The organism is Mycobacterium sp. M26, from assembly GCF_001494595.1.
Lineage (GTDB): Bacteria > Actinomycetota > Actinomycetes > Mycobacteriales > Mycobacteriaceae > Mycobacterium.
In genome coordinates this window covers 2,900,282-2,921,813 of record NZ_LN929908.1, presented here as the reverse complement: position 1 = coordinate 2,921,813, position 21,532 = coordinate 2,900,282, and the positions used below count along the sequence as shown (strand labels likewise).

Sequence of the window (21,532 nt, the reverse complement as noted above, 5' to 3'; positions counted from 1 at the left end):
AGTGTAAGGGGGTGGGAGGCCTAGGTGCTGGGCCAGTGCCGCAGCAGTGCCTCGGTGACGATGGCTGCGTTGTCCGCGGCGATCTGGCGGTAGACGAAGAACTGCAGGAACGGGATGGCGGGCAGGTTCAGTGGATCGCCGGTGCCGTCGGAGATACCGCGGATGCCGAGAAACGGCACGCCGTAGGCGTCGGCTACCTGCTGCGCGGCGGCGGTCTCCTGGTCGACGGCGTCGACGGCCGGATTGGGGTTGGCCGACAGACCGGTGAGGTTGCTGAGCAGTCCGTGGATCAGGAACGGTCCGATGGCCGGGAGGAAGTTGCCGGTGGACCACGGTGAGTAGTCGGGTGCCGCGCAGGGTTGCGGCCCGAATATCGCACCGCCGAAGGGAATTGCGGGAAAGGCGACGCCACCGTTGCTGTCGTCGCTGGAGCCGTCGCCGCCGACGATGAGAGTGGGCTCACGGCCCAGGTCGACCCGCAGCCCCGACGTCAGTCCGCTGCACGGGCAGGCCGGGTCCCCGATGGTGTCCGAACTCATCAGGTCGGCTGCCAGGGTGCCTGCCGCGCTGAGCAGTCCGGGATCCACCGGGTTCCAGGTGGTTCCGTCATCGGCGGTCCAGCGCGCGGGGACGGTGACCGACCCGATCTGTGCGCCGTCGAAGCTGCCGGCGACCCCGGCGAACACCACTGCGCCGATGGTCGTCCCCGATGATTCGGTGAAATGCTCGAAAGCCGTTGTGGTGGTGCGGGTTGCGTTCACCATGCCGATGCCGGTCATCGCGACCACGACCTGGCGCCCGCCCATCTCGCCGAGGTAGAAGTGCGACCCGTCGACAACGATCGGCGCGGTCGAATCCAGCGTGGTCCGGGCCAGGATCGCGTCGGTCTCGGCGGGGAAGGCGGACAGGATCAGCGTCCGCTGCTGTGCCGAACCCTGGCCGGATCCGCCGGAGCCCACGGCGGGCCGCGCGGTGGACCGGGCCGAGCGGGCCACGGATCAGCGTCCGCTGCTGTGCCGAACCCTGGCCGGATCCGCCGGAGCCCACGGCGGGCCGCGCGGTGGACCGGGCCGAGCGGGCCACGGTGGTGGTGGCCGCGGAGCGGTGGGGTTTGGCCGCGGTGGCGGCGGCCTTGGCGTGCCCGCCGGTGGCATGGTGGGCGGTGGTGCTCGACGCGCTGTCGGCGGTCGCCGTCGCCGGCCAGATCAGCAGGGCGGCGCCCGCCCCGGCAGTCAGCGCGGCGGCCCACAGCCACCCGCGTGCACCGGATCGCACCGTCGTACCCATCTTCACCGTCCCGACTTGTCGCCACCCTAACGGCGGCAGACCGCCGGCGGCCCAACTCGCGGTGAACAGGGACGTCAGCATCGAACCGTGCCGATTCTCGACCAACCACTCGGTTGGTCTATCCTCGTGGGCAAGCACGCGTAGCGATGTCAGCGATTCCTCGGAGGTATATGTCATGAGCACTGCCATCAAGTACGACCGGACGCTGTTCGAGCCGGAGCACGAACTGTTCCGGGAGTCCTACCGGGCCTTCCTCGAGCGCCACGTCGCGCCGTACCACGACCAGTGGGAGAAGGAGAAGATCGTCGACCGCGGCGTCTGGCTGGAAGCGGGCAAGCAGGGCTTCCTGGGGATGGCGGTGCCGGAGGAGTACGGCGGCGGCGGCAACGACGACTTCCGCTACAACACCATCGTCGTCGAGGAGACCGTGGCCGGCCGCTACAGCGGTTTGGGCTTCTCCCTGCACAACGACGTGGTGGCGCCCTACCTGCTGCGGCTGGCCACCGAGGAGCAGAAGCAGCGCTGGCTGCCCAAGTTCTGCACCGGTGAGCTGATCACCGCGATCGCCATGACCGAGCCCGGTACCGGCAGCGACCTGCAGGGCATCAAGACCCGCGCGGTCAAGCAGGGTGACCACTACATCCTCAACGGGTCGAAGACCTTCATCACCAACGGCATCAACTCCGACCTGGTGATCGTGGTCGCCCAGACCGACCCCGACAAGGGTGCTCTGGGCTTCTCGCTGCTGGTCGTCGAGCGCGGTATGGAGGGCTTCGAACGGGGCCGTCACCTCGACAAGATCGGCTTGGACGCCCAGGACACCGCCGAGCTGTCGTTCACCGACGTCAAGGTGCCGGTGGAGAACCTGCTCGGCGAAGAGGGCCAGGGCTTCATCTACCTGATGCAGAACCTGCCGCAGGAACGCATCTCGATCGCGATCATGGCCGCCGCGGCCATCGAGGCCGTGCTCGAGGAGACCATCCAGTACACCAAGGAGCGCAAGGCGTTCGGCAAGCCGATCGGCTCGTTCCAGAACAGCCGCTTCCTGCTCGCCGAGCTGGCCACCGAGGCCACTGCGGTGCGGATCATGACCGACGAGTTCATCCGGCTGCACCTCGATGAGAAGCTGACCGCCGAGCAGGCCGCGATGGCCAAGTGGTACACCACCGAGGCCCAGGTCCGGATCATCGACCGCTGCTTGCAGCTGCACGGCGGCTACGGCTACATGCGCGAGTACAACGTGGCCCGTGCCTACCTGGATGCCCGCGTCCAGACCATCTACGGCGGCACCACCGAGATCATGAAGGAGATCATCGGGCGCAGCCTGGGTGTTTAGCCTGTTCGACGGCACAGCCCGGGCCACTGGCCCGGGCTTCGTGCTGTCCGGGGACCGTCTCCTGCGGTTTTGTCACGACTTTGTGCTGTTTTCGAGTGTTTGTGCGTGCCGTATCTCGGATAAAGCCGCGTGTCGTGATCTGCTGACGCAGAGTTGACGCGGACTATAACTAGAGGCATCTTGACCGGAACGGCGGGGAGTTACATGACCTGGCTTGGAAGTCGTCTCACCAGAGGCGTCGGGCGGCTCGCGCTCGGCGTGTTCGCGACGGCTGCGGCGGCGGTGCTGGTAGCCCCTGTGGCGGTGGCCTCACCGGAAAGCGATGCGGCCAATGCGGCCATCGATCAGGCGTGGCAGGCCGCCGGCGGCGACGGTTCCCCGGTCGGCACCAAGGACGGCGACGTCTACCCGGTCGGCGACGGATTCGCCCAGAACTTCAGCGGCGGCAAGATCTTCTTCACCCCGGCCACCGGCGCTCACCTGCTGTTCGGCGCGATCCTCGACAAGTACCAGGCGCTCGGCGGTCCCGCCGACGGCGACCTCGGCTTCCCGACCATCGACGAGGTGGCCGGCCTGCTGGGGCCGGACAGCCGGGTCAGCACCTTCAGTGCCAGCGACAAGCCCGCCATCTTCTGGACCGCCGATACTGGCGCGTGGGTGGTGCGCGGCGCCATCAACGCCGCCTGGGACAAGCTGGGCGGTTCCGGCGGCACGCTCGGCGCGCCGACCGGGGACGAGAGCTACGACGGCGACGTCGTCAGCCAGAAGTTCACCGGCGGCACGGTGTCCTACAACAACGCCACCAAGGTCTTCACCACCGATCCGCCGGACCTGGCCGCCAATCTGGCCGGTGTCGAGGTTCCTTCCGATCCCGCGACCCTGATCAACCAGGCGTGGCGTGCGGCCGGCGGTCTGACCGGCGTGCTCGGCGCCCGCCAGGGTGCGCAGTACACCGTCGGGACCGACGGGGCCGCGCAGGATTACGCGGGCGGCAAGATCTTCTACTCGCCGGCCACCGGCGCGCATGCGGTCACCGGGGCGATCCTGGCGAAGTACGACTCGGCCGGTGGCCCGACCGGTGATCTCGGTCTGCCCACCGGCACCGAGGCCGACGGCGGCGCGCCGAACAGCCGGGTGAGCGCCTTCAGCGCACCGGACAAGCCGGTCATCTTCTGGACGCCGGACAACGGCGCGATCGTGGTGCGCGGAGCGATCAACGCGGCCTGGGCCAAGCTCGGTGGCGCCACCGGTTCGCTCGGCGTGCCCACCGGCGAGCAGACCGCCGACGGCGACACCGTCACGCAGAAGTTCAGCGGCGGCGAGCTGTCGTTCAACAAGGCGACCAACGCCTTCACCACCAAGCCGCCGGAGCTGGCCGGACAGCTGGCGGGCCTGGAGCTGCCCAGCGGCACCGCGCCGCAGACGCCCGCCACCTCGGACACCAAGAGCGGCAAGGGCTTCACCTGGCACTGGTGGTGGCTGCTGGTCATCATTCCGGCCGTGCTGCTCGTCGGTGTGATCGCGCTGGGCCTGCTGTGGCTGCAGCGCCGCCGGGCCGCGGCCTACGACGACGAGGACGACTTCGAGGACTCCGACTACGACGACGACGATCGCTGGCCCGGTGAGTCCGAGTCGTCGCGCTACTCCGGATACCCCGAGGGCAGCCGCGTTCAGGTTCCCGACTCGTCCGGCTTCAGCTGGTCGGCCGCCGGTGCGGACACCAAGACCATGCCGGGTCCCGACGACGTCTTCGACGGCGACCAGGATTCGATCGACACCACGCCGACCCGCATTCCGGTCGAGCACGAGGTCGCCGAACCTGACCTCGAACCCGACGATGCCCATCCCGACTACGTCGAATACGCCGAGGTCGAGGAGGACATCGAGGAGGAGTCGGCCGACGAGGCCAGCGACTCGGGCCGCCACGCCGCGGTGAATCTCGAAGAGTCCCAGTCGATGTGGCGTCTGGACATGGGCGAGTTCGGCGCGCCGCGCCGCCGCCGTGCCGCCGAGGAACCCGACGAGGTTCCGGTGGTTCCGGACGAGGACGTCACCATGGAGCCCGCCGAGGATCTGCAGTCTGATGCGGACGTGGACCAGGGCCAGGCGCGCCCGGCGATCCACCTGCCACTGGCCGATCCGTATCAGGCGCCCGAAGGCTACGTGATCAAGGCCAACACCCATTCCGGGCTGTACTACACGCCGGATTCCGAGCTCTACGACCACACCATTCCGGAAGTGTGGTTCGCCAGCGAGGAACTGGCCCAGGCCAACGGCTTCCACAAAGCCGAGTAGCCCGGCGCCCCGTCAGATCTTGCGAATGACGGTGACGACCTTGCCCAGGATGGCGGCGTCGTTACCGGGGATCGGATCGAACGCCGGGTTGTGCGGCATCAGCCACACCTGGCCGCCGGTCCGCTTGAACGTCTTGACCGTGGCCTCGCCGTCGATCATCGCCGCCACGATGTCGCCGTTGTCGGCGACGTTCTGCTGACGCACCACCACCCAGTCGCCGTCACAGATGGCGGCATCCACCATCGATTCGCCGACCACCTTCAGCAGGAACAGCGAACCCTCGCCGACCAGCTCACGCGGCAGCGGGAAGACGTCTTCGACGGCCTCCTCGGCGAGGATCGGACCGCCGGCGGCGATGCGGCCCAGCACCGGTACGAACGTCGGCTCCGGCAGTGCATCGGAGCCGGCGACCTCGGTGACCGGCGGCGTCGGCAGATCATCGGCGCTGCGGACATCGACGGCGCGGGGCCGGTTGGCATCCCGGCGCAGGTAGCCCTTGCGCTCCAGGGTGCGCAGCTGGTGGGCCACTGAGGACGTCGAGGTGAGTCCCACGGCGTCGCCGATCTCCCGGATGCTCGGGGGATAGCCACGGGTGGTGACGGAGGTGCGGATGACCTCGAGAATGGTCCGCTGCCGCTCGGTCAAACCTGAATCGGGACCCCCGTCGCGGCGGCTGGTGTCGGTACCCGACGAAGAAGACGATGTGTCACTGCGGTCACTCATAGCGCCGAATGTAGTCCCCCGCGGGGACACAATCAAACATTTGTTCGACCGTGTCGCATCGTGTCGCGGTGTTCGAATCCCGGCCGCCGAAACTTGTCGGTGGCCCGTTTTATTCTTCCGACACGCTCGCTCGCATGTTCGAGTATCGAACAGATGATCGAGTATATTTCGAACACAAGAGCGAACAGTGGGCGCCTCGGAGGAAGGAGCGGACATGACAGTCATCGACGATCGGCAGGTGGTGGCATGGCCGTCGGAGTACCGCCGGCAGGCCGACGGTCCGGTCACCGGGTACCGGGTACGCCCGGCGCGGAACCGCAGCCAGCGCCCCGGGCCGGCGCGTCCGGCGGTGGCGCCCCTGCGCTACCAGGGCAGCGGGATCGGGGTCTCCCGGGCAGTGCACACCCGCAAGCCGGTGAGTACCACGGTGACCATCGTGCTGGCCGGCCTCGCGGCGCTGATCACGCTGTGGCTGGGTTCGGTCTTCCACTTCAGTTCGGCCGAAGTGGCGCCCGCGCAGGTGCCCGACCAGCTGGCGGTGGTCCGGGTGCAGGCCGGTGAGACGCTGCAGCAGGTCGCCTCCCGGGTCGCCCCGGACGCGCCGGTGTCGCAGGTGGTGGAGCGGATCCGCGATCTCAACAAGCTCGACTCGGCCGCCCTGGACGCCGGCCAGACCCTTATCGCCCCCATCGGCTGATCCGCACCACCATGGGTGGCGTCGGCGCACCCCGGTGGACGCCGCGGGTAGGCTCTGGGTGGTTCACATCACCCGGCTGCGGCGGCGAAGGAGCGGTCATGCACTGTCCGTTTTGCCGTCATCCCGATTCCCGGGTTGTCGACTCCCGCGAAACCGACGAGGGCCAGGCCATTCGCCGACGTCGCTCCTGTCCGGAATGCGGGCGACGGTTCACCACCGTGGAGACCGCGGTGCTGGCGGTCGTCAAGCGCAGCGGCGTCACCGAGCCGTTCAGCCGGGAGAAGGTCATCAGCGGCGTCCGCCGGGCCTGCCAGGGCCGGCAGGTCGATGACGACGCCCTGAATCTGCTCGCCCAGCAGGTCGAGGACACCGTGCGCGCGGCGGGTTCGCCGGAGATCCCCAGTCACGAAGTGGGGCTGGCCATCCTGGGTCCGTTGCGCGAGCTCGACGAGGTCGCCTACCTGCGATTCGCCTCGGTCTACCGGTCGTTCAGCTCAGCGGAGGATTTCGAACGCGAGATCGAGGCGCTGCGGGCCCACCGTAAGGTCGGCACCTCGGGCTGACCCGACTCAGTCGATCTGGCGCGAGCTGTCGGCGACCACCCGTCCGGCGATCACCACCCAGCCCTCCGGGCTCCAGGTCGTAGAGATCTGCGACCCTTTGCCCTGCGTGATGGCCAGGTCGCGGCTCAGATAGTCGGTCATCCTGGCCGCAGCAGACCCCGTCGCCTCGTCCTCCGGAACGCCCACCTCGTTGGCGAACATCCGGGACCGGATGTGGCCGCGCTCTCGGTCCGTCCAGGCCCACAGGTAGTGATAGGCGTCATCGGCGTAGTCGGCCGCGTCGGCCGCCAGCACGTCGTCCACGGAGTCCAGGTCGTGGATCACGAACTCCGGAGACCATTCGGCGCGCGCCCGCACCGTGGTGAACTCGCCGTCCTGGCCGATCTGGACGATGCCGGCGGGCACCTGCAGGGTGTGCACCGGTGTGCCCCGCTCGCGCAGCCACCACCCGGCTCCGACGGTCGGATGCCCGGCGAAGGGCAACTCGACGGCGGGGGTGAAGATGTGGGCGTGTGCGGTTGTCGACCCGGGTTCGGGTAGATCGATGAAAATCGTTTCGCTGTAACCCAATTCGGTGGCGATGCGTTGCCGGTCGGCAGGTGGCACGGTCGCGGCGTCCACCACTCCGAGCGGATTACCGAGATTGCCCGCGGAATCGGTGAATACCCGCAGGACGGCGACGTCGACGGTCATGAACCGACTCTACGGCGCTGTCCCGCGCCAGTGCATCGATCAGGTGGCGCTGCGTTCGTCGGTGCCCATCGCGTCGAGAACTGCGACCCGGGTGTCCAGCGAGCCGGTCACCGATCGCTCACTGATCCCGGTCCGCAACAGATCCCGAAGCGCATTCTGGTCGTATTCGGCAGGTGCGGTGGCGTCGATGAACCGTTCCACCACTTCGACGAACCGGTCGGGATCGTCATGGAACGGGAAATGCCCGGATCGCGCGAAGATCTCCAGCTGCGAACCGGGCATGGCGGAGTGTGCCATCTTGGCGTGACCCACCGGGATGACGGCGTCCTGCTCGCCCCAAATCAGTTGCACGGGAACGGATTCCGTCAGATAACATCGGTCGAGCATGGTCACCACCTGGCCACGCCAATCCACCACCGAGCGCAGTGTGCGGGTGAACGCCGAGGATGCGGTCGGCTCGGGCAGATCGGTCAGGATCCGCAGCGCATCGGGGATATCGCGGCCCAGGCCGGTGGACCCGAACACGGTGCCCAGCGCGCGGCCGGCCACCTGCAGCGCGGGGAGCACCATCGGCAGCCGCAGCAGTGCCAGCGCCTCGCCGCCCAACGGCAGCGACGCCAGCCGCAGCGCGATGTTGACGTCCTTGGTCACCCCGCCGGCGCCGACGAGGATCAGCCGTTCGACCAGTTGCGGGAACTGGTAGGCGAACTGCATGGCCACCCCGCCGCCCAGGGAGTGCCCGACGACGGTGACCTTGTCGATGTCGAGCACGCTGAGCAGGTCACGCATGCCGTTGGCGTAGGCGGCCACCGAGTAGTCCGCGCGGGGTTTGTCGGACTGGCCGTGACCCAGCAGATCGGGTGCGATCACGGTGAACCGCTGCGCCAGCTTGCTGTGCACCGAATGCCAGGTCGTCGAGTTGTCGCCGATCCCGTGGATGAGCAGTAGCACCGGTCCGGAACCGGCGACGCGGAAGGCACGACGGTAACCGTGGATGGTCTTGAAGTGCAGGGTGGGCGTGACTTCCCGCACCGGCTGCAGATTGGGCTTTCGCTGCGGCATCTCCAACCTCATTGTCGGTGCGGGGACTGTCGTCAGGTCTCGCCGTCGTCGGTGAAACCGTCCTTGAAGTCCTCGGCGTGCTGGGCCAGGAATCGCTCGAACTCCCCGGCGAGTTCGTCCCCGCTGGGGAGTTCCTCGTCGCGTGCCAACAGCGACCGGTTCTCCTGCGCGGCAACGAATGCATCGTACTGGCGCTCCAGCGCCGTCACCACTTGAGCGACCTCGGGACTGGCCTCTACCTGCTCATCGATCTTGGTCCGGACGGCCGCACCGGCGTCGGTGAGGGCGCGCAGCGGCAGCTGCAGCGAAGTCGTCCTCGCGACCTGTTCCAGCAGCGCCTCGGCGGCGATGGGGTAGTCGGTCTGGGCCAGATAGTGCGGGACGTGCACGGTGAAGCCGACGACCTCGTGGCCGTGCTGGGCCATCCGGTACTCCAGCAGGTTCGACACGCTGCCCGGAACCTGCACCTCACCGACCCAGGGCTGGATGTCGGCGATGAGTTCGCGGTTGTTCGAGTGGGCGGTCATCGACACCGGGCGGGTATGCGGCACCGCCATCGGAATGGTGCCCAGACCGATGGTCTGGCGCACCCCGAGTCGCTCGGCCAGCAGGCGCACCGCGGTGACGAAGCGTTCCCACTTCAGGTCCGGCTCCAGCCCCGCGAGCAGCAGAAACGGCGTCCCCATGCTGTCGTGGAGGGCGTAGAGGTTCAGCTCCGGCTCTTCGTAGTTGGTGAAGTGGTCGGTCTTGAACGTCATCACCGGCCGGCGTGACCGGTAGTCCAGCAGCTCGTCGATGGCGAACGAGGCGACCAGCTCGGTGTCCAGGACGTTGCGCAGGTGCTCGGCAGCCAGGTGGATGGCGTGGCCGGCGTCGGAGAACCCCTCCAGGGCATGCAGCAGGACGGGTCCGCGCCCGTCGGACGAGGACAGTTGCGGTGCCGGGAACTCCAGCTCGTACATCCCGGTCGGCTCGGGTTGATAGTGCTGTCCGTGCTCGTCAGCCATCGTTTCGCCTCCTCGCGGTGTCTGGGGACGTCGTCGTCGCCCGCATACCGTGACCCCTAGTGTCTCGCAGATCCGGCCGGGCGCCATCGGGGGGAGCCCTCGTCTGCACAACGCAGGCGCCGGTGCGCTCGTTCCCTGCTCGCAGGCGAGATCAGGCATGATCTCCTGATGCGGACGGTTGTGGCGGCGGTGAGCATCACAGCGGCCGCCGTGCTGCTGGCGGGCTGTCAGCAGGCTGCCGAGCCCCCGGCCAAGGCTGCCGGGCGCACCGAGCCCGAAGGGGAGGCCATCACGGCCCGGGCGGTGACACCCCGGCCTGCGGTGGGAGCGCTGTTCCTGGGCGCCACCGACACCCACACCTGCACCGGATCGGTGGTCCGTTCGGCCTCCAAGAATCTGGTGCTGACCGCCGCGCATTGCCTGGCCGACGGCTATCCCGCCACGTTCGTGCCCGGATTCGCCGACAAGGCCGACCCGGCGAACATCTGGACCGTCGATGCCGTCTACCTCGACCCCCGTTGGGTGGCCACCCAGGACCCGATGGCCGATTACGCCTTCCTGCGGGTGAGCCGGCCGTCCGGCGGCTCGATCGAGACCGCGGCCGGTGCCGCCCTGGATCTCGGGGCCACCCCGACGGAGTTCAGCCAGGTGACGATCGTCGGCTATCCGCTCGGGGTGGGCGGTGACCCGATCAGCTGCGACACCATCGCCAGCGTCGACACCGGCGGTTTCCAGACCCTGCAGTGCGGCGGCCTGGTGGACGGCACCAGCGGGGCCCCGTGGATCAAGGGACCCGAGGTGGTCGGCGTGATCGGAGGCCGCGACGCCGGCGGCTGCCAGGACAGCGTCTCGTTCTCGGCGCCGTTCGATGCCGCGACCGCGGCCCTGCTCAAGCGTGCCGAGGCCGGCGGACCCGGCGATGCCGCGCCCAACACGTTCGCCAGCGAGTGTTAGCCGCTCACTTCCGGAACTGGCTCAGTGCGCGCATCTTGTTCATCACGTCCAGCGCGGCCACCTTGTAGGCCTCGGAGAACGTCGGGTAGTTGAACACCGCGTCCACCAGGTATTCCACGGTGCCGCCACAGCCCATCACGGCCTGGCCGATGTGCACCATCTCGGTGGCATTGGTGCCGAAGATATGGACGCCGAGCAGCTTGAGGTCCTCGGTGGACACCAGCAGCTTGAGCATGCCGTAGGAGTCGCCGGCGATCTGGCCGCGGGCCAGTTCGCGGTAGCGCGAGACGCCGACCTCGTAGGGGATGGAGTCCTTGGTGAGTTCGACCTCGGTGGCGCCGACGTAAGACACCTCGGGGATGGAGTAGATGCCGATCGGCTGCAGGGCGGTGATGCCGGCGGTCGGTTCGCCGAAGGCGTGGTAGGCGGCCAGCCGGCCCTGCTCCATCGAGGTGGCGGCCAGCGCCGGGAAGCCGATGACGTCGCCGACAGCGTAGATGTGATCGACCTTGGTCTGGAAAGTCTTGTCGTCGACGAAGATTCGGCCGCGGTTGTCGGCCTCCAGGCCGGCATTGGGCAGGTCGAGCCCGTCGGTCTGGCCCTGGCGTCCCGCCGAGTACATCACCGTCTCGGCCGGGATCTGCTTGCCGCTGGCCAAGGTGGTGACGGTGCCGTTCTCGCCGACGTCGACCGCGGTGACCTCTTCGCCGAACCGGAACGTCACCGCCAGGTCCCGCAGGTGGAAGCGCAGCGACTCGACGATCTCGGGGTCGCAGAACTCCAGCATCGAGTCGCGCTTCTCCACCACGGTGACCTTGGTTCCCAGGGCGGCGAACATCGAGGCGTACTCGATGCCGATCACGCCCGCGCCGACGACCACCATCGACGACGGGATGGTTTTGAGGTCCAGGATGCCGTCGGAGTCCAGCACCCGGTTCTCGTCGAACGCGACGCCGGGGGGCCGAGCGGGAACGGTGCCCGTCGCGATGATGATGTAGCGGCCGCTGACGGTGATGCGCTCGGCGCGGGTCGGATCCTCCACCAGGATCGTGTGGTCGTCGAGGAATCGGCCGAGACCGGTGTACAGCTCGATTTTGTTGCGCATCAACTGGTTTCGCACCACGTCGATCTCTTTGCCGATGACGTGCTGGGTGCGGGCGAGCAGGTCGGCCGGGGTGATCTTCTCCTTGACCCGGTAGCTGGCACCGTACAGTTCGCGCTGGCTCATGCCGGTCAGGTAGAGCACCGCTTCGCGCAGTGTCTTCGACGGGATGGTTCCGGTGTTCACACAGACACCGCCGAGCATCCGGCCGCGCTCGATGATCGCCACCGTCTTGCCGAGCTTGGCCGCGGCGATGGCAGCCTTCTGCCCGCCGGGACCCGAGCCGATGACGACGAGGTCGTATTCCACTCCCATGAGCAACAGGTGTACGCCGGTTTGCCGAATCTCGCATGCCGACGGTGTCAATACGACGTGAACACTGCGTCATCCCCAGACCGGATTTCATCCACAGGTTGACGGGCGAAGGAGGTCGGCGGACGGGGTCCTGACGGGGATTGTTGACAGCGTCGGGGCCATGACCACCTACCGCCCCGATTACCGGATCAATCGTCCCGGCGCCCTCATCGCCGCCATTCCCGCTGTCCTGGGATTCGTCCCTGAGCACTCCCTGGTGCTCATCGCCCTCGAGCACGGCCAGATGGGTGCCGTCATGCGTGCCGACCTCACCGATGCCCTGGCCGGCGGGGTCGGGCATCTCGTCGACCTGGCCTCCGGCTCGGGTGCCGAGTCCGTGATCGCCGTCATCGTCGACGACAAGGGCGCACCCTGCCCGATGTGCAACGACGATTACCGCGAACTGTGCGATGCGCTGGGCGCCGCACTGGCCGACGAGCAGATGTCGCTGTACGCCGCGCATGTGGTCGACCGGATCGAGGCCGGTGGCACGTGGCACTGCGCTGACGGCTGCGAGGAGAGCGGGCCGGTCGAGGATCCGATGGCGTCCCCGCTGGCCGCCGCCGCGGTACTCGACGGCCGACGGCTCTACGGGCGGCGCGCCGACCTGCAGGCGGTGATCGCGCTGGCCGACCCGGCGCACGCCGAGTCGCTGATCGACCTGATCGGGCGCTGCGCCATCGAGAAGGACCCGGCCTGGCGTGCCGACACCGACGCCTGCGTGCGCCGTGACGTCGAGGCCACGATCGCCGCGGCCGCCAGGGTCAGCGCCGGGGAACACCTCGAGGACGACGAGCTGGCCGCGCTAGCGTGTGCGATCACCGACGTCGCGGTGCGCGACACGCTCTACGCGCTGGCGGTCGGGTCGGGAGCGGGGGAGGCCGAGACGTTGTGGGCCTTGCTGGCGCGCAGCCTGCCCAGCCTGTGGCGCGTGGAAGCGCTTGTCCTGCTGGCCTTTTCGGCCTATGCGCGTGGTGACGGGCCGCTGGCGGGGCTGTCGTTGGAGGCGGCGCTGCGTGTGGATCCCGAGCATCGGATGGCGGGCATGCTCGACACCGCGCTGCAGTCCGGGATGCGCCCCGAGCAGATTCGCGAACTCGCCGGAACCGGATACCGGCTGGCCAAACGCCTCGGGGTGCAGCTACCGCCGCGCCGGATCTTCGGGCGCCGGGCGGTCTAGGTGGTGCTAGACCTTCTCGACCTTCACCGCGTGGGCCATCTCATGCGGCAGGTCGACGTTCTCGTGGCCGCCGATAATGATCGTGACGCTGCCGTTCGGGTTGTTCTCCACCTGCACCCGGGCGTTGGGCACCACACCGGCATCCTTGAGTCGGCTGATCAGCGCGACATCGCCCTGAACATGCTCGGTGAGCTGCCGCACGACCACCGCGACCGGCGAGCCGGCAGGCAGTTCGGTGAGGCGCACCAGGTTGTAGTCGGGGTGCTGGACGCGGCTGTCCAGGCCCAGCAGCGCCAGGCCGGGAATCGGGTTGCCGAACGGGGACACCGTCGGGTCGTCGAGCACCTTGACCAGCCTGCGCTCGACATCGTCACTCATGACGTGCTCCCAGCGGCAGGCCTCGGCGTGGACTTCCTCCCAGGGCAGCCCGATCACGTCAACGAGCAGGCGCTCGGCCAACCGGTGCTTGCGCATCACCGAAATGGCCAGCGCGCGGCCCTTCTCGGTCAGTTCGAGGTGGCGGTCACCGGCCACGTGCAGCAGTCCGTCACGTTCCATCCGGGCGACGGTCTGGCTGACCGTCGGGCCGCTTTGCTCCAGCCGCTCCGCGATGCGTGCGCGCAGCGGCGTCACACCCTCTTCTTCGAGGTCGTAGATGGTCCGGAGGTACATCTCGGTGGTATCGACCAAGTCGTTCATAGGTCACCCTTCGTCGTCGACGAGTCTACTGGCGCTGCTGGGCGAATGGTCGGACAACACCGTCGGCAGACAGCTGTGTGCCCGCCGGCGGGGCCGACGGGCACACAGGAGAGGGGTGGTTCAGCTGGCGTACGAGCGCAACCGGTCGGCCCGCTCGCCGTTGCGGAGCTTGGCCATGACCTCGCGCTCGATCTGGCGGACCCGCTCGCGGGACAGACCGAACAGCTTGCCGATCTGGTCCAGCGTGCGCGGCTGGCCGTCATCAAGGCCGAACCGCAGGCGGATCACCTGATGCTCGCGCTCGTCGAGGGTGGCCAGCACGCTGCGGATATCGGTGTGCAGCAGCTCGGAGATCACGGCATTCTCCGCCGACATCGCCTCGGCGTCCTCGATGAAGTCACCCAGCGGGGCTTCCTCGTCGCTGCCGACCGGCATGTCCAGGCTCACCGGGTCGCGGCTGTGCTCGAGCAGATCGTTGATCTTCTCGACCGGGATGCCGGACTCTTCGGCCAGTTCCTCGTCGGTGGCTTCGCGGCCCAGGTTCTGGTGCATCTCGCGCTTGATCCGGGCCAGCTTGTTGACCTGCTCGACGAGATGGACGGGCAGCCGGATGGTGCGGCTCTGGTCGGCCATACCGCGGGTGATGGCCTGGCGAATCCACCACGTGGCGTACGTCGAGAACTTGAATCCCTTGGTGTAGTCGAACTTTTCCATCGCGCGGATCAGGCCCAGGTTGCCTTCCTGGATGAGATCCAGCAGCGGCATACCGCGACCGGTGTAGCGCTTGGCCAGCGACACCACCAGGCGGAGGTTGGCCTCCAGCAGATGGCTGCGGGCGGCCTGGCCGTCACGCACGATGATCGCCAGATCGCGCTTGCGGTTCTCGCTGAGGCGCTTGCGGGTCTCCAGCAGGTGCTGGGCGTACAGGCCGGCTTCGATGCGCTTGGCCAGTTCGACCTCATCCTCGGCGCTCAGTAGTGCGGTCTTGCCAATGCCGTTCAGATACACGCGCACGAGGTCGGCTGCTGGACTCTGAGCGTCCAGATCGCTGTCAACCCGGCTTGTGGTGGCATTTGCCATGGTGGCCTCCTGATCGGCTCCGACTGTCACACTGTCCAACGTCTGATCGGAGCTAAGAGTTCCCACGGTTCCGTCGTCTCACACCCCCTGACGTGCACAAATGCGGCGAGGTCCTGAGAATGTGCTGAGAAAGGGGCGTGCTGGCGCTCAGTGGGAACCGGCGTCGGCCGGTCCGGTCTGATGCGGTTGCGCGGTGGGGGTGAAGCCGGCCTCAATGGCCCGGCGGTCCGGCCGCGGGAACAGCTGGGTGCGGTTGGGCATGTCGTTGTAGCGGCGCGGTTCCTCAGCGCGGCGCGGCGGCCGGTCGTTGGCGATCAGCACGGCAATCCACGGCAGCGGCAGCGACACCGCGATGATGGCCAGCGAGATCAGGCCGTTGTGCCAGATTCCGTAGGCGACCGCCGCCAGAAGCAGGGCCGGGATGCGAAAAGACATGATTTTCAAGTACTTACGCACCCGCGCGCGGTGCTGCTCTTCGTAGGCAGGTGCCGCCGCGGTGATGAGCACGGGCCGACCGTCGTCGTCGAAACCCACCTCATGCTTCATGCCTCTACTGTTCCACATTCGGGGGCGTTTAAGCCGGTCGGTTTCTTACATCTGTCTAACCGGGCAGAATGGTGTTCATGCAGACCCAGACGATCGAACGCACCGACAGCGACGAACGCGTCGACGACGGGACCGACGACGACGCCCCCAAGGTCTTCCACTACGTCAAGAAGGACAAGATCGCCGAGAGCGCGGTCATGGGAACCCACGTCGTGGCCCTGTGCGGGGAGGTCTTCCCGGTGACTCGGGCGGCCAAGCCGGGCTCGCCGGTCTGCCCGGATTGCAAGCGGGTCTACGAGTCGCTCAAGAAGGGCTGACCGGCTCGCCCTGGGGCTCCGGACTCGGCTCGGATGGTTTGGCCGCGCCGTTGGTGTTCTCGCCCAGTGAACGGGCCTTGCGCTGCAGCCAGGTCCGCAACTGGTGGCCGCGGGGGACCGGCGCGGGGAACTCCTCCTGGATGGCGGCGTTGAGTTCGGCGCCGAACATGATCGCGAAGCCCAGGAAGAACGCGAACAGCAGGAACGCGATCGGGGTGGCCAGCGCACCGTAGGTGTAGCCGGTGCTGGTGATCCAGGTCAGGTAGAACCGCAGGCCCATCGTGGCCACCACGAACACCGCCACCGCCAGCACGGCGCCCCAGATCAGCCGGTGGGTCGGCAGCGGCTTGGGCAGCGAGACCCGGTAGAGCACGGTCACGGCGACGATCACGACAAGGATCAGGGCAGGGAAGTAGCCGTAGCGCAGCACGTTGTCCCAGCTGTCCGGGATGTACTCGGAGACCTTGCGCGGACCCAGCGCGACGAACGGCGCTGCGGCGATCACCACCACGAGCATCACCACGTACAAGCCGAGGGCGAAGAAGCGCTGCCGCACCGGGTGGCGCAGCGGGGTCTGGTCATGGGCCTCGACCACCGAGTCGACGAACGCCGACACAGCCGATGAGCCCGCCCACAGGCTGATGACGAAGCCCACTGAGACGACCTCACCGCGGGCGCCGGCGACGATGTCGCGGACCGTCGGCTCGATGATCTCGGCCACCACGTTCTTGGAGAAGAAACTGTTGGCGGTCCCGATCAGCTGGTCCTGGATCCGCTGCAGCGTGTCCGGCCCGAACAGCGGGGCGATGTAGGCCAGGCTGCCGAGCATGCCGAGCAGCAGGGGCGGCAGTGACAGCACCGACCAGAAACCCGCCTGGGCAGACTCCGAAAAGATCGAATCGTCCCAGCTTTTCGACAGGGTTCTCTTGGTGATGCGCCACACGTGATGGCGGGATGGCTTCACAGGCTGGTCAGTCATGACCAGTCCAGCATTCCTGACGGTGCCGGTCCTGCCCAGCGACGCGGCCGTCAGGCCGGGTCATGCGTCCGCGGGGCTCACTTCGATCACCGCAGCCAGCTCGATGAGCTTGGCCTGGTGCTCGTTGGCGTGGTGCTGGCAGAACAGCAGTTCGGCACCGGAAGGAAGCTTTGCTCGCACCCGGGCCGCCGCACCGCAGCGGTCGCAGCGATCAGCCCTGGTCAATTCGGGACTGGTCAGGGTTGCGTTCATGGGCTCCTCCGTAAGGTGCTCAGCGCGCCGGCGGTTTCGGCGCCACCGTCGCGTATCTCTACTGTCTCAGACGTTTTGCGTTCCGGCCTTGTTCCCCGGGGGTTTGAGGTTGTGTCGTGTCTCACGCTTCCTCGTGTTGCGGGTGGTGCAGTGTGGTCGTATGTACCCGAATCCGGATTTCTTACTCCACCTGTGCGGACGGTGTGACTGGGACAACGCCGAGGCCGGTGGCGAACTTTGCCCCGCGTCACTGGCCGAGGTCGGGTTCGTCCACCTGTCGGCACCGCATCAGGTGCACCTGCCGGCCAACCGCCTGTATGCCGGTCGCACCGACCTGGTGCTGTTGCACATCGACCCGAGCCGCCTGGCCGCCCCGCTGCGGTGGGAGCCGGGTGTGGCAACCGATCCCGAGTCGATGCTGTTCCCGCACCTGTACGGCCCGCTACCGGTCGACGCCGTCGTCGAGGTCACCACCTATACCCCGGGTGCGGACGGCCTTTTCCCGCCGCTGGTGTCACCGACGTAGGCGTCGGCTTCGATCTCGACGAGCAGGTCCGGTTCGATCAGAGCCGACACCTCGACCATGGTTGCCGCCGGCCGGACGGTGCCGAAGAACTCGGCGTGCACCGCACCGACCTCCCGCCACTGTGAGATGTCGGTGACGTAGATCCGGGTGCGAATCACGTCGGAGAGCTCAGCACCCAGTGATTGCAGCGCAGATTCAATGCGCTGCAACGCCTTTCGGGTTTGCTCGGTGATATCCGGGCCCGGCGCGGTGGTGCCGGAGACCACGATCAGCGGCCCACTGCGGACAGCACGCGAGTACCCGACTTCCGGCTCGTAGACGGATTCCGAGGACAGATTCACCCGCGCGGTCACGGCGCTCAGGGTAGGCCGACCGGAACCGCTTGCGCATCCGAGTTTTTCGCGTCGGTTGTCGCCAGTGGTCTGCGACCGCTAGCGTCAATTACGCGGGGGCGGTTTTCCTTCCAGTGCTCGAAGTCCAAGCAACTGAAGCGTGCTGGACATGAGGCCGCTCCCGCCCGTAGGTCGACCTGGCCGGATCAGCTGCTGCCGGCCCCGCCGGAACCGCCCGAGCCGCCGGTGCCGCCCTTGCCGCCGACGCCGCCTGTTGCGGACCCTCCGGTGCTGCCGGTGCCGCCCGTGCTGCCCTGATTCGCGCCGTTGGCGCCGGATCCGCCCTTACCGCCCGCGCCGCCGGTCCCGCCTGCGCCCCCCGCCACCCAGCGCCCCGCCGTTGCCGCCGCGGCCGAAGAAGAAGCCACCGTTGCCACCGGTGCCGCCGTCGAGGCCGTTACCACCGTTGCCGAACAGCAGACCGGCGTTGCCACCGTTGCAGGCGGTGCCGACGCAGCCGGGCTGGGCGTCGGCGCCGTTGCCGATGAAGATGCCGATGATCGGGACGTCGCGGATGTTGACGTTGGCGACCGGCGTCGCCAACGCGACGGTCTTCGCGGCCGCCTGACCGGACGGGCAGTCGGTGTTGGTCATCAGGCACTGCAAGCCGCTGGGTGAGGATTCCTCGGCCGGTGCCGCCTGCGCGGTGCCCGCGGTGGCCAGGAGCAGACCGGCGCCGGCAAACGCCGTACCGATCGCCAAGGACAGAGCTGAACGTGAGACAGGGTGAATCGGCCGCGAATCGGATTGTGATGACACAAGAAAACCCTTCGACTGGGAGGTCCGGGAAGAGCTGATCTTGATGATCATGTCATCGCGGGGACCCCGCCGTACAGGTATTTGACCGTGATGCAACAAAGTCCAGCAAACGCCCAGGGTCGCCCGCCGTGCCCACGGAACGGGCGATGAGAACGCGCTGGCTACTGATGGTCAGCGGATTGTGTTGCAGCCCAAGCTGATCGGGCTAGCCGATGTGGGTGGCGGCGCTTAGTCCAGGTAGTCGCGCAGGACCTGCGAGCGGCTGGGGTGGCGCAGCTTGCTCATGGTCTTGGACTCGATCTGACGGATGCGCTCACGGGTCACCCCGTACACTTGGCCGATCTCGTCGAGGGTGCGCGGCTGGCCGTCGGTCAGGCCGAACCGCAGCCGTACCACGCCGGCCTCGCGCTCCGAGAGCGTCTCGAGCACCGACTGCAGCTGATCCTGCAGCAGCGTGAACGACACGGCGTCCACGGCCACCACGGCCTCGCTGTCTTCGATGAAGTCACCGAGCTGGCTGTCGCCCTCGTCGCCGATGGTCTGGTCCAGCGAGATTGGCTCACGCGCATACTGCTGGATCTCCAGCACCTTCTCCGGCGTGATGTCCATCTCCTTGGCGAGCTCTTCGGGAGTGGGCTCGCGACCCAGATCCTGAAGCAGCTCGCGCTGGATACGGCCGAGCTTGTTGATCACCTCGACCATGTGCACCGGGATACGGATGGTGCGGGCCTGGTCGGCCATGGCGCGGGTGATGGCCTGACGGATCCACCAGGTGGCGTACGTGGAGAACTTGTAGCCCTTGGTGTAGTCGAACTTCTCCACCGCGCGGATCAGACCGAGGTTGCCCTCCTGGATGAGGTCCAGGAACGCCATGCCGCGGCCGGTGTAGCGCTTGGCCAGCGACACCACCAGACGAAGGTTGGCCTCCAGCAGGTGGTTCTTGGCGCGGTCGCCGTCGCGGCAGATCCACTGCATGTCGCGGCGCTGCTGCACCGGCAGCTTCTCGCCCTTCTCGGCGAGCTCGGCGAGCTTCTGGGTGGCGTACAGACCGGCTTCGATCCGTTTGGCCAGCTCCACCTCTTCCTCGGCGTTGAGCAGCGCGACCTTGCCGATCTGCTTGAGGTAGGCGCGGACCGAGTCGGCCGAGGCGGTGAGCTCGGCGTCCTTGCGCGCCTGGCGCAGCGCCTCGGACTCCTCTTCGTCCCAGACGAAGTCTCCCGAGGCCTTGTCCTTCTCGGACGGCTCGGCGATGTCGTCGTCCTCGGCGGCTTCGTCGGTCTCGGCAGCGGGGGCCGCCTCCTCGTCGGTGGCCTCTTCGTCGGCTACCTCCTCGACCTCGTCCTCGGCAACGTCTTCGAGGTCGTCGAGCTCCAGGTCGTCGTCGGTGACGTCGAGTTCGGGATCGGCGTCGAGGTCGGTGTCCAGATCCTCGGCGACGACGTCGCCCTCGACACCCGCCTCACCGGTGGGGTCGGCCTTCTTGGCGCGCCCAGCGGGAGCCTTGGTGGCCTTCTTGGCTGCGGCCTTGGCGGCGGGCCGGGTCTTGATGGTGGTTTCGGCGTCCTCGCCCTCGGGCTTGGCAGCCCGTGCGGCGGGGGCTTTGGTGGCCCGCTTGGCGGGGGCGGAACCGTTGGGTGCCTTGGCCGCCGCCTTCTTCGCGGGGGACTTGGTGGCGGTGCGCTTCACCGGCTCGTCGGTTGCCGGGCTTGCTTTGGTCGCTGCCACGTACACCCTTTCGGTCGTGCTGGCTGTCGGCGGGCGTGGGCGCGCCCGACCGAAAGCGTCGGCTATCAGGAATATCGGCGTGGATCTCGTGGGGGATACTTGCCGCTATCCGGTAGGCGGCCGCCATCGACCATTGTAACTACTGCTGCGCCCTGCACCGCGCTCCGCGGGCAAAATTCAGTGCCGGGCGTTGCCTGCGGCCGCCATCGCCGCGCCCACGATGCCCGCCTCGTTGAGCAGCTCGGCGGCCACCACGGGGGTGCGGTTCTTCAGCAGCGGAATCCACTTGTCGGCCTTGCGGCTGATCCCGCCGCCGGCGATGAAGAGGTCCGGCCAGATCAGATTCTCGATCGCGACCAGCACTTTGGTGACCTCTTCGCTCCAGCGCGCGTAGCTCCAGTCCTTGCGCTCCTTGACCGAGGAGGCCGCCCGGTGCTCGGCTTCCTTGCCGCCGACCTCGAGGTGGCCGAACTCGGTGTTGGGCAGCAGCACGCCTTTATGGATCACCGCCGAGCCGATTCCGGTGCCGAATGTCAGCAGCACCACAACACCGCTCTCGGCGCGTCCGGCGCCATAGCGCTCTTCGGCGAGTCCTGCCGCGTCGGCGTCGTTGAGGACGGTCACCTGCTGACCGTCGAGGGCGGCGCCGATGATCTCCGAGGCGTTGGTCCCGATCCAGCCCTTGTCGACGTTGGCTGCGGTCTGCACCACCCCGTTGACCACGACTCCGGGATAGGTGACCCCCAGCGGCCCGGTCCACTCGAAGTGCCTGACCACCTCAGCGACCGTCTTGGCCACCGCTTCGGGAGTCGAGGGCTGCGGGGTCAGCAGCTTGAAGCGTTCGCCGATGAGCTGGCCGGTGTCGAGATCGACAATGCCGCCCTTGACGCCACTGCCCCCGACGTCGACGCCGAATCCTCGATGTTGTCCTGGGCCGGTCTCGGTGTCGGTCATGGCTGCTCCTGGGCGAGGCGGGGTCTCTGCGCGATCCACACACTAGTGCG

The 21,532-nt window shown here is 67.8% G+C and carries 23 protein-coding genes; 8 read left to right on the top strand and 15 right to left on the bottom strand.

The window, feature by feature from the left end; translation table 11 throughout:
- Positions 1–20: 20 nt before the first annotated feature.
- Entirely contained in the window at positions 21–995 is a 975-nt protein-coding gene (locus tag BN3385_RS27850) for a 5'-methylthioadenosine/S-adenosylhomocysteine nucleosidase family protein (protein WP_082690612.1), read from the bottom strand.
- Positions 996–1,462: 467 nt separating this feature from the next.
- Here BN3385_RS27850 and BN3385_RS23290 point away from each other — a divergent pair, with 467 nt between their 5' ends.
- A complete protein-coding gene (locus tag BN3385_RS23290; RefSeq protein ID WP_059022355.1) occupies positions 1,463–2,623 on the top strand; it encodes an acyl-CoA dehydrogenase family protein in 1,161 nt (386 codons plus the stop codon).
- Positions 2,624–2,827: 204 nt separating this feature from the next.
- Positions 2,828–4,918: an LGFP repeat-containing protein gene (locus tag BN3385_RS23285; protein WP_082690611.1), complete on the top strand. Its 2,091-nt coding sequence runs from the start codon at positions 2,828–2,830 to the stop codon at positions 4,916–4,918.
- A gap of 12 nt (positions 4,919–4,930) precedes the next feature.
- On the opposite strand, the gene lexA is transcribed toward BN3385_RS23285, so the two are convergent.
- The gene (gene lexA / locus BN3385_RS23280; protein ID WP_059020387.1) at positions 4,931–5,641 is read right to left on the bottom strand and encodes a transcriptional repressor LexA; all 711 of its coding nucleotides are present in this window, start codon (positions 5,639–5,641) and stop codon (positions 4,931–4,933) included.
- Between the two features lie 214 nt (positions 5,642–5,855).
- Here lexA and BN3385_RS23275 point away from each other — a divergent pair, with 214 nt between their 5' ends.
- Together BN3385_RS23275 and nrdR are read left to right on the top strand one after the other, a co-directional pair.
- A complete protein-coding gene (locus BN3385_RS23275) occupies positions 5,856–6,338 on the top strand; it encodes a LysM peptidoglycan-binding domain-containing protein (RefSeq protein ID WP_059022354.1) in 483 nt (160 codons plus the stop codon).
- Between the two features lie 98 nt (positions 6,339–6,436).
- Positions 6,437–6,901 (top strand): transcriptional regulator NrdR, encoded by a 465-nt coding sequence (nrdR, locus tag BN3385_RS23270; protein ID WP_059020385.1) that lies wholly within the window; start codon positions 6,437–6,439, stop codon positions 6,899–6,901.
- A 6-nt stretch (positions 6,902–6,907) separates the two neighbouring features.
- On the opposite strand, the gene BN3385_RS23265 is transcribed toward nrdR, so the two are convergent.
- From BN3385_RS23265 to BN3385_RS23255, 3 genes are read right to left on the bottom strand one after another with little or no spacing between them, the layout of a single operon-like run.
- Complete coding sequence (locus BN3385_RS23265) at positions 6,908–7,594, bottom strand: PhzF family phenazine biosynthesis protein (protein ID WP_059020382.1); 687 nt, start codon at positions 7,592–7,594, stop codon at positions 6,908–6,910.
- A gap of 39 nt (positions 7,595–7,633) precedes the next feature.
- Positions 7,634–8,656: an alpha/beta fold hydrolase gene (locus BN3385_RS23260; RefSeq protein ID WP_059020380.1), complete on the bottom strand. Its 1,023-nt coding sequence runs from the start codon at positions 8,654–8,656 to the stop codon at positions 7,634–7,636.
- A gap of 32 nt (positions 8,657–8,688) precedes the next feature.
- Positions 8,689–9,663 (bottom strand): proteasome assembly chaperone family protein, encoded by a 975-nt coding sequence (locus BN3385_RS23255; RefSeq protein ID WP_059020378.1) that lies wholly within the window; start codon positions 9,661–9,663, stop codon positions 8,689–8,691.
- A 168-nt stretch (positions 9,664–9,831) separates the two neighbouring features.
- On the opposite strand from BN3385_RS23255, the gene BN3385_RS23250 reads away from it, so the two are divergent.
- Positions 9,832–10,617, top strand: a complete 786-nt coding sequence (locus BN3385_RS23250; RefSeq protein WP_059020377.1) for a trypsin-like serine peptidase — start codon at positions 9,832–9,834, stop codon at positions 10,615–10,617.
- Between the two features lie 4 nt (positions 10,618–10,621).
- On the opposite strand, the gene sthA is transcribed toward BN3385_RS23250, so the two are convergent.
- Positions 10,622–12,034 (bottom strand): Si-specific NAD(P)(+) transhydrogenase, encoded by a 1,413-nt coding sequence (gene sthA, locus BN3385_RS23245; RefSeq protein WP_059020375.1) that lies wholly within the window; start codon positions 12,032–12,034, stop codon positions 10,622–10,624.
- Positions 12,035–12,194: 160 nt separating this feature from the next.
- Between sthA and BN3385_RS23240 the strand changes: the two genes are divergently transcribed.
- Positions 12,195–13,253: a DUF4192 domain-containing protein gene (locus tag BN3385_RS23240; RefSeq protein ID WP_059020373.1), complete on the top strand. Its 1,059-nt coding sequence runs from the start codon at positions 12,195–12,197 to the stop codon at positions 13,251–13,253.
- Positions 13,254–13,259: 6 nt separating this feature from the next.
- On the opposite strand, the gene BN3385_RS23235 is transcribed toward BN3385_RS23240, so the two are convergent.
- From BN3385_RS23235 to BN3385_RS23225, 3 genes are all read right to left on the bottom strand, one after another.
- Complete coding sequence (locus BN3385_RS23235; RefSeq protein ID WP_059020371.1) at positions 13,260–13,952, bottom strand: iron-dependent transcriptional repressor DtxR; 693 nt, start codon at positions 13,950–13,952, stop codon at positions 13,260–13,262.
- Between the two features lie 120 nt (positions 13,953–14,072).
- Entirely contained in the window at positions 14,073–15,032 is a 960-nt protein-coding gene (sigB, locus tag BN3385_RS23230) for a sigma-70 family RNA polymerase sigma factor SigB (protein WP_059022353.1), read from the bottom strand.
- A 147-nt stretch (positions 15,033–15,179) separates the two neighbouring features.
- Complete coding sequence (locus BN3385_RS23225; RefSeq protein ID WP_059020370.1) at positions 15,180–15,596, bottom strand: DUF3099 domain-containing protein; 417 nt, start codon at positions 15,594–15,596, stop codon at positions 15,180–15,182.
- 59 nt (positions 15,597–15,655) lie between these two features.
- Here BN3385_RS23225 and BN3385_RS23220 point away from each other — a divergent pair, with 59 nt between their 5' ends.
- Positions 15,656–15,895 carry a DUF3039 domain-containing protein gene (locus BN3385_RS23220; RefSeq protein WP_059022352.1) on the top strand — a complete coding sequence of 80 codons (240 nt, stop codon included), beginning with the start codon at positions 15,656–15,658 and terminating at the stop codon, positions 15,893–15,895.
- On the opposite strand, the gene BN3385_RS23215 is transcribed toward BN3385_RS23220, so the two are convergent.
- Both BN3385_RS23215 and BN3385_RS23210 read right to left on the bottom strand, forming a co-directional pair.
- On the bottom strand, positions 15,882–16,874 hold the full coding sequence (locus BN3385_RS23215) for a YihY/virulence factor BrkB family protein (protein WP_059020368.1): 993 nt from the start codon (positions 16,872–16,874) through the stop codon (positions 15,882–15,884). The genes BN3385_RS23220 and BN3385_RS23215 overlap by 14 nt on opposite strands.
- A 60-nt stretch (positions 16,875–16,934) precedes the next feature.
- Positions 16,935–17,126 (bottom strand): DUF7455 domain-containing protein, encoded by a 192-nt coding sequence (locus BN3385_RS23210; RefSeq protein WP_059020366.1) that lies wholly within the window; start codon positions 17,124–17,126, stop codon positions 16,935–16,937.
- A gap of 160 nt (positions 17,127–17,286) precedes the next feature.
- Between BN3385_RS23210 and BN3385_RS23205 the strand changes: the two genes are divergently transcribed.
- Positions 17,287–17,652 carry a DUF952 domain-containing protein gene (locus BN3385_RS23205; protein ID WP_059020364.1) on the top strand — a complete coding sequence of 122 codons (366 nt, stop codon included), beginning with the start codon at positions 17,287–17,289 and terminating at the stop codon, positions 17,650–17,652.
- On the opposite strand, the gene BN3385_RS23200 is transcribed toward BN3385_RS23205, so the two are convergent.
- From BN3385_RS23200 to ppgK, 4 genes are all read right to left on the bottom strand, one after another.
- Complete coding sequence (locus BN3385_RS23200; protein WP_156432860.1) at positions 17,601–18,005, bottom strand: RidA family protein; 405 nt, start codon at positions 18,003–18,005, stop codon at positions 17,601–17,603. The two genes, BN3385_RS23205 and BN3385_RS23200, sit on opposite strands and share 52 nt — an antisense overlap.
- A 324-nt stretch (positions 18,006–18,329) precedes the next feature.
- Positions 18,330–18,746, bottom strand: coding sequence for a hypothetical protein (locus tag BN3385_RS28750; protein WP_059020358.1), 417 nt, complete (start codon positions 18,744–18,746; stop codon positions 18,330–18,332).
- Positions 18,747–19,031: 285 nt separating this feature from the next.
- Positions 19,032–20,528, bottom strand: coding sequence for an RNA polymerase sigma factor (locus BN3385_RS23185; protein WP_059022351.1), 1,497 nt, complete (start codon positions 20,526–20,528; stop codon positions 19,032–19,034).
- Between the two features lie 177 nt (positions 20,529–20,705).
- On the bottom strand, positions 20,706–21,482 hold the full coding sequence (gene ppgK, locus BN3385_RS23180) for a polyphosphate--glucose phosphotransferase (protein WP_059020356.1): 777 nt from the start codon (positions 21,480–21,482) through the stop codon (positions 20,706–20,708).
- Between the last annotated feature and the right edge of the window lie 50 nt (positions 21,483–21,532).

Coding starts and splice junctions, on each gene's coding strand:
- ppgK (WP_059020356.1), bottom strand. CDS start 21,482: ATGACCGACACCGAGACCGGCCCAGGACAACATCGAGGATTCGGCGTC.
- nrdR (WP_059020385.1), top strand. CDS start 6,437: ATGCACTGTCCGTTTTGCCGTCATCCCGATTCCCGGGTTGTCGACTCC.
- BN3385_RS23225 (WP_059020370.1), bottom strand. CDS start 15,596: ATGTGGAACAGTAGAGGCATGAAGCATGAGGTGGGTTTCGACGACGAC.
- BN3385_RS23265 (WP_059020382.1), bottom strand. CDS start 7,594: ATGACCGTCGACGTCGCCGTCCTGCGGGTATTCACCGATTCCGCGGGC.
- BN3385_RS23210 (WP_059020366.1), bottom strand. CDS start 17,126: ATGAACGCAACCCTGACCAGTCCCGAATTGACCAGGGCTGATCGCTGC.
- sthA (WP_059020375.1), bottom strand. CDS start 12,034: ATGGGAGTGGAATACGACCTCGTCGTCATCGGCTCGGGTCCCGGCGGG.
- BN3385_RS23250 (WP_059020377.1), top strand. CDS start 9,832: ATGCGGACGGTTGTGGCGGCGGTGAGCATCACAGCGGCCGCCGTGCTG.
- BN3385_RS23255 (WP_059020378.1), bottom strand. CDS start 9,663: ATGGCTGACGAGCACGGACAGCACTATCAACCCGAGCCGACCGGGATG.
- BN3385_RS23285 (WP_082690611.1), top strand. CDS start 2,828: ATGACCTGGCTTGGAAGTCGTCTCACCAGAGGCGTCGGGCGGCTCGCG.
- BN3385_RS23220 (WP_059022352.1), top strand. CDS start 15,656: ATGCAGACCCAGACGATCGAACGCACCGACAGCGACGAACGCGTCGAC.
- BN3385_RS23235 (WP_059020371.1), bottom strand. CDS start 13,952: ATGAACGACTTGGTCGATACCACCGAGATGTACCTCCGGACCATCTAC.
- BN3385_RS23260 (WP_059020380.1), bottom strand. CDS start 8,656: ATGCCGCAGCGAAAGCCCAATCTGCAGCCGGTGCGGGAAGTCACGCCC.
- BN3385_RS23205 (WP_059020364.1), top strand. CDS start 17,287: ATGTACCCGAATCCGGATTTCTTACTCCACCTGTGCGGACGGTGTGAC.
- BN3385_RS23275 (WP_059022354.1), top strand. CDS start 5,856: ATGACAGTCATCGACGATCGGCAGGTGGTGGCATGGCCGTCGGAGTAC.
- lexA (WP_059020387.1), bottom strand. CDS start 5,641: ATGAGTGACCGCAGTGACACATCGTCTTCTTCGTCGGGTACCGACACC.
- BN3385_RS23215 (WP_059020368.1), bottom strand. CDS start 16,874: ATGACTGACCAGCCTGTGAAGCCATCCCGCCATCACGTGTGGCGCATC.
- sigB (WP_059022353.1), bottom strand. CDS start 15,032: ATGGCAAATGCCACCACAAGCCGGGTTGACAGCGATCTGGACGCTCAG.
- BN3385_RS23240 (WP_059020373.1), top strand. CDS start 12,195: ATGACCACCTACCGCCCCGATTACCGGATCAATCGTCCCGGCGCCCTC.
- BN3385_RS23290 (WP_059022355.1), top strand. CDS start 1,463: ATGAGCACTGCCATCAAGTACGACCGGACGCTGTTCGAGCCGGAGCAC.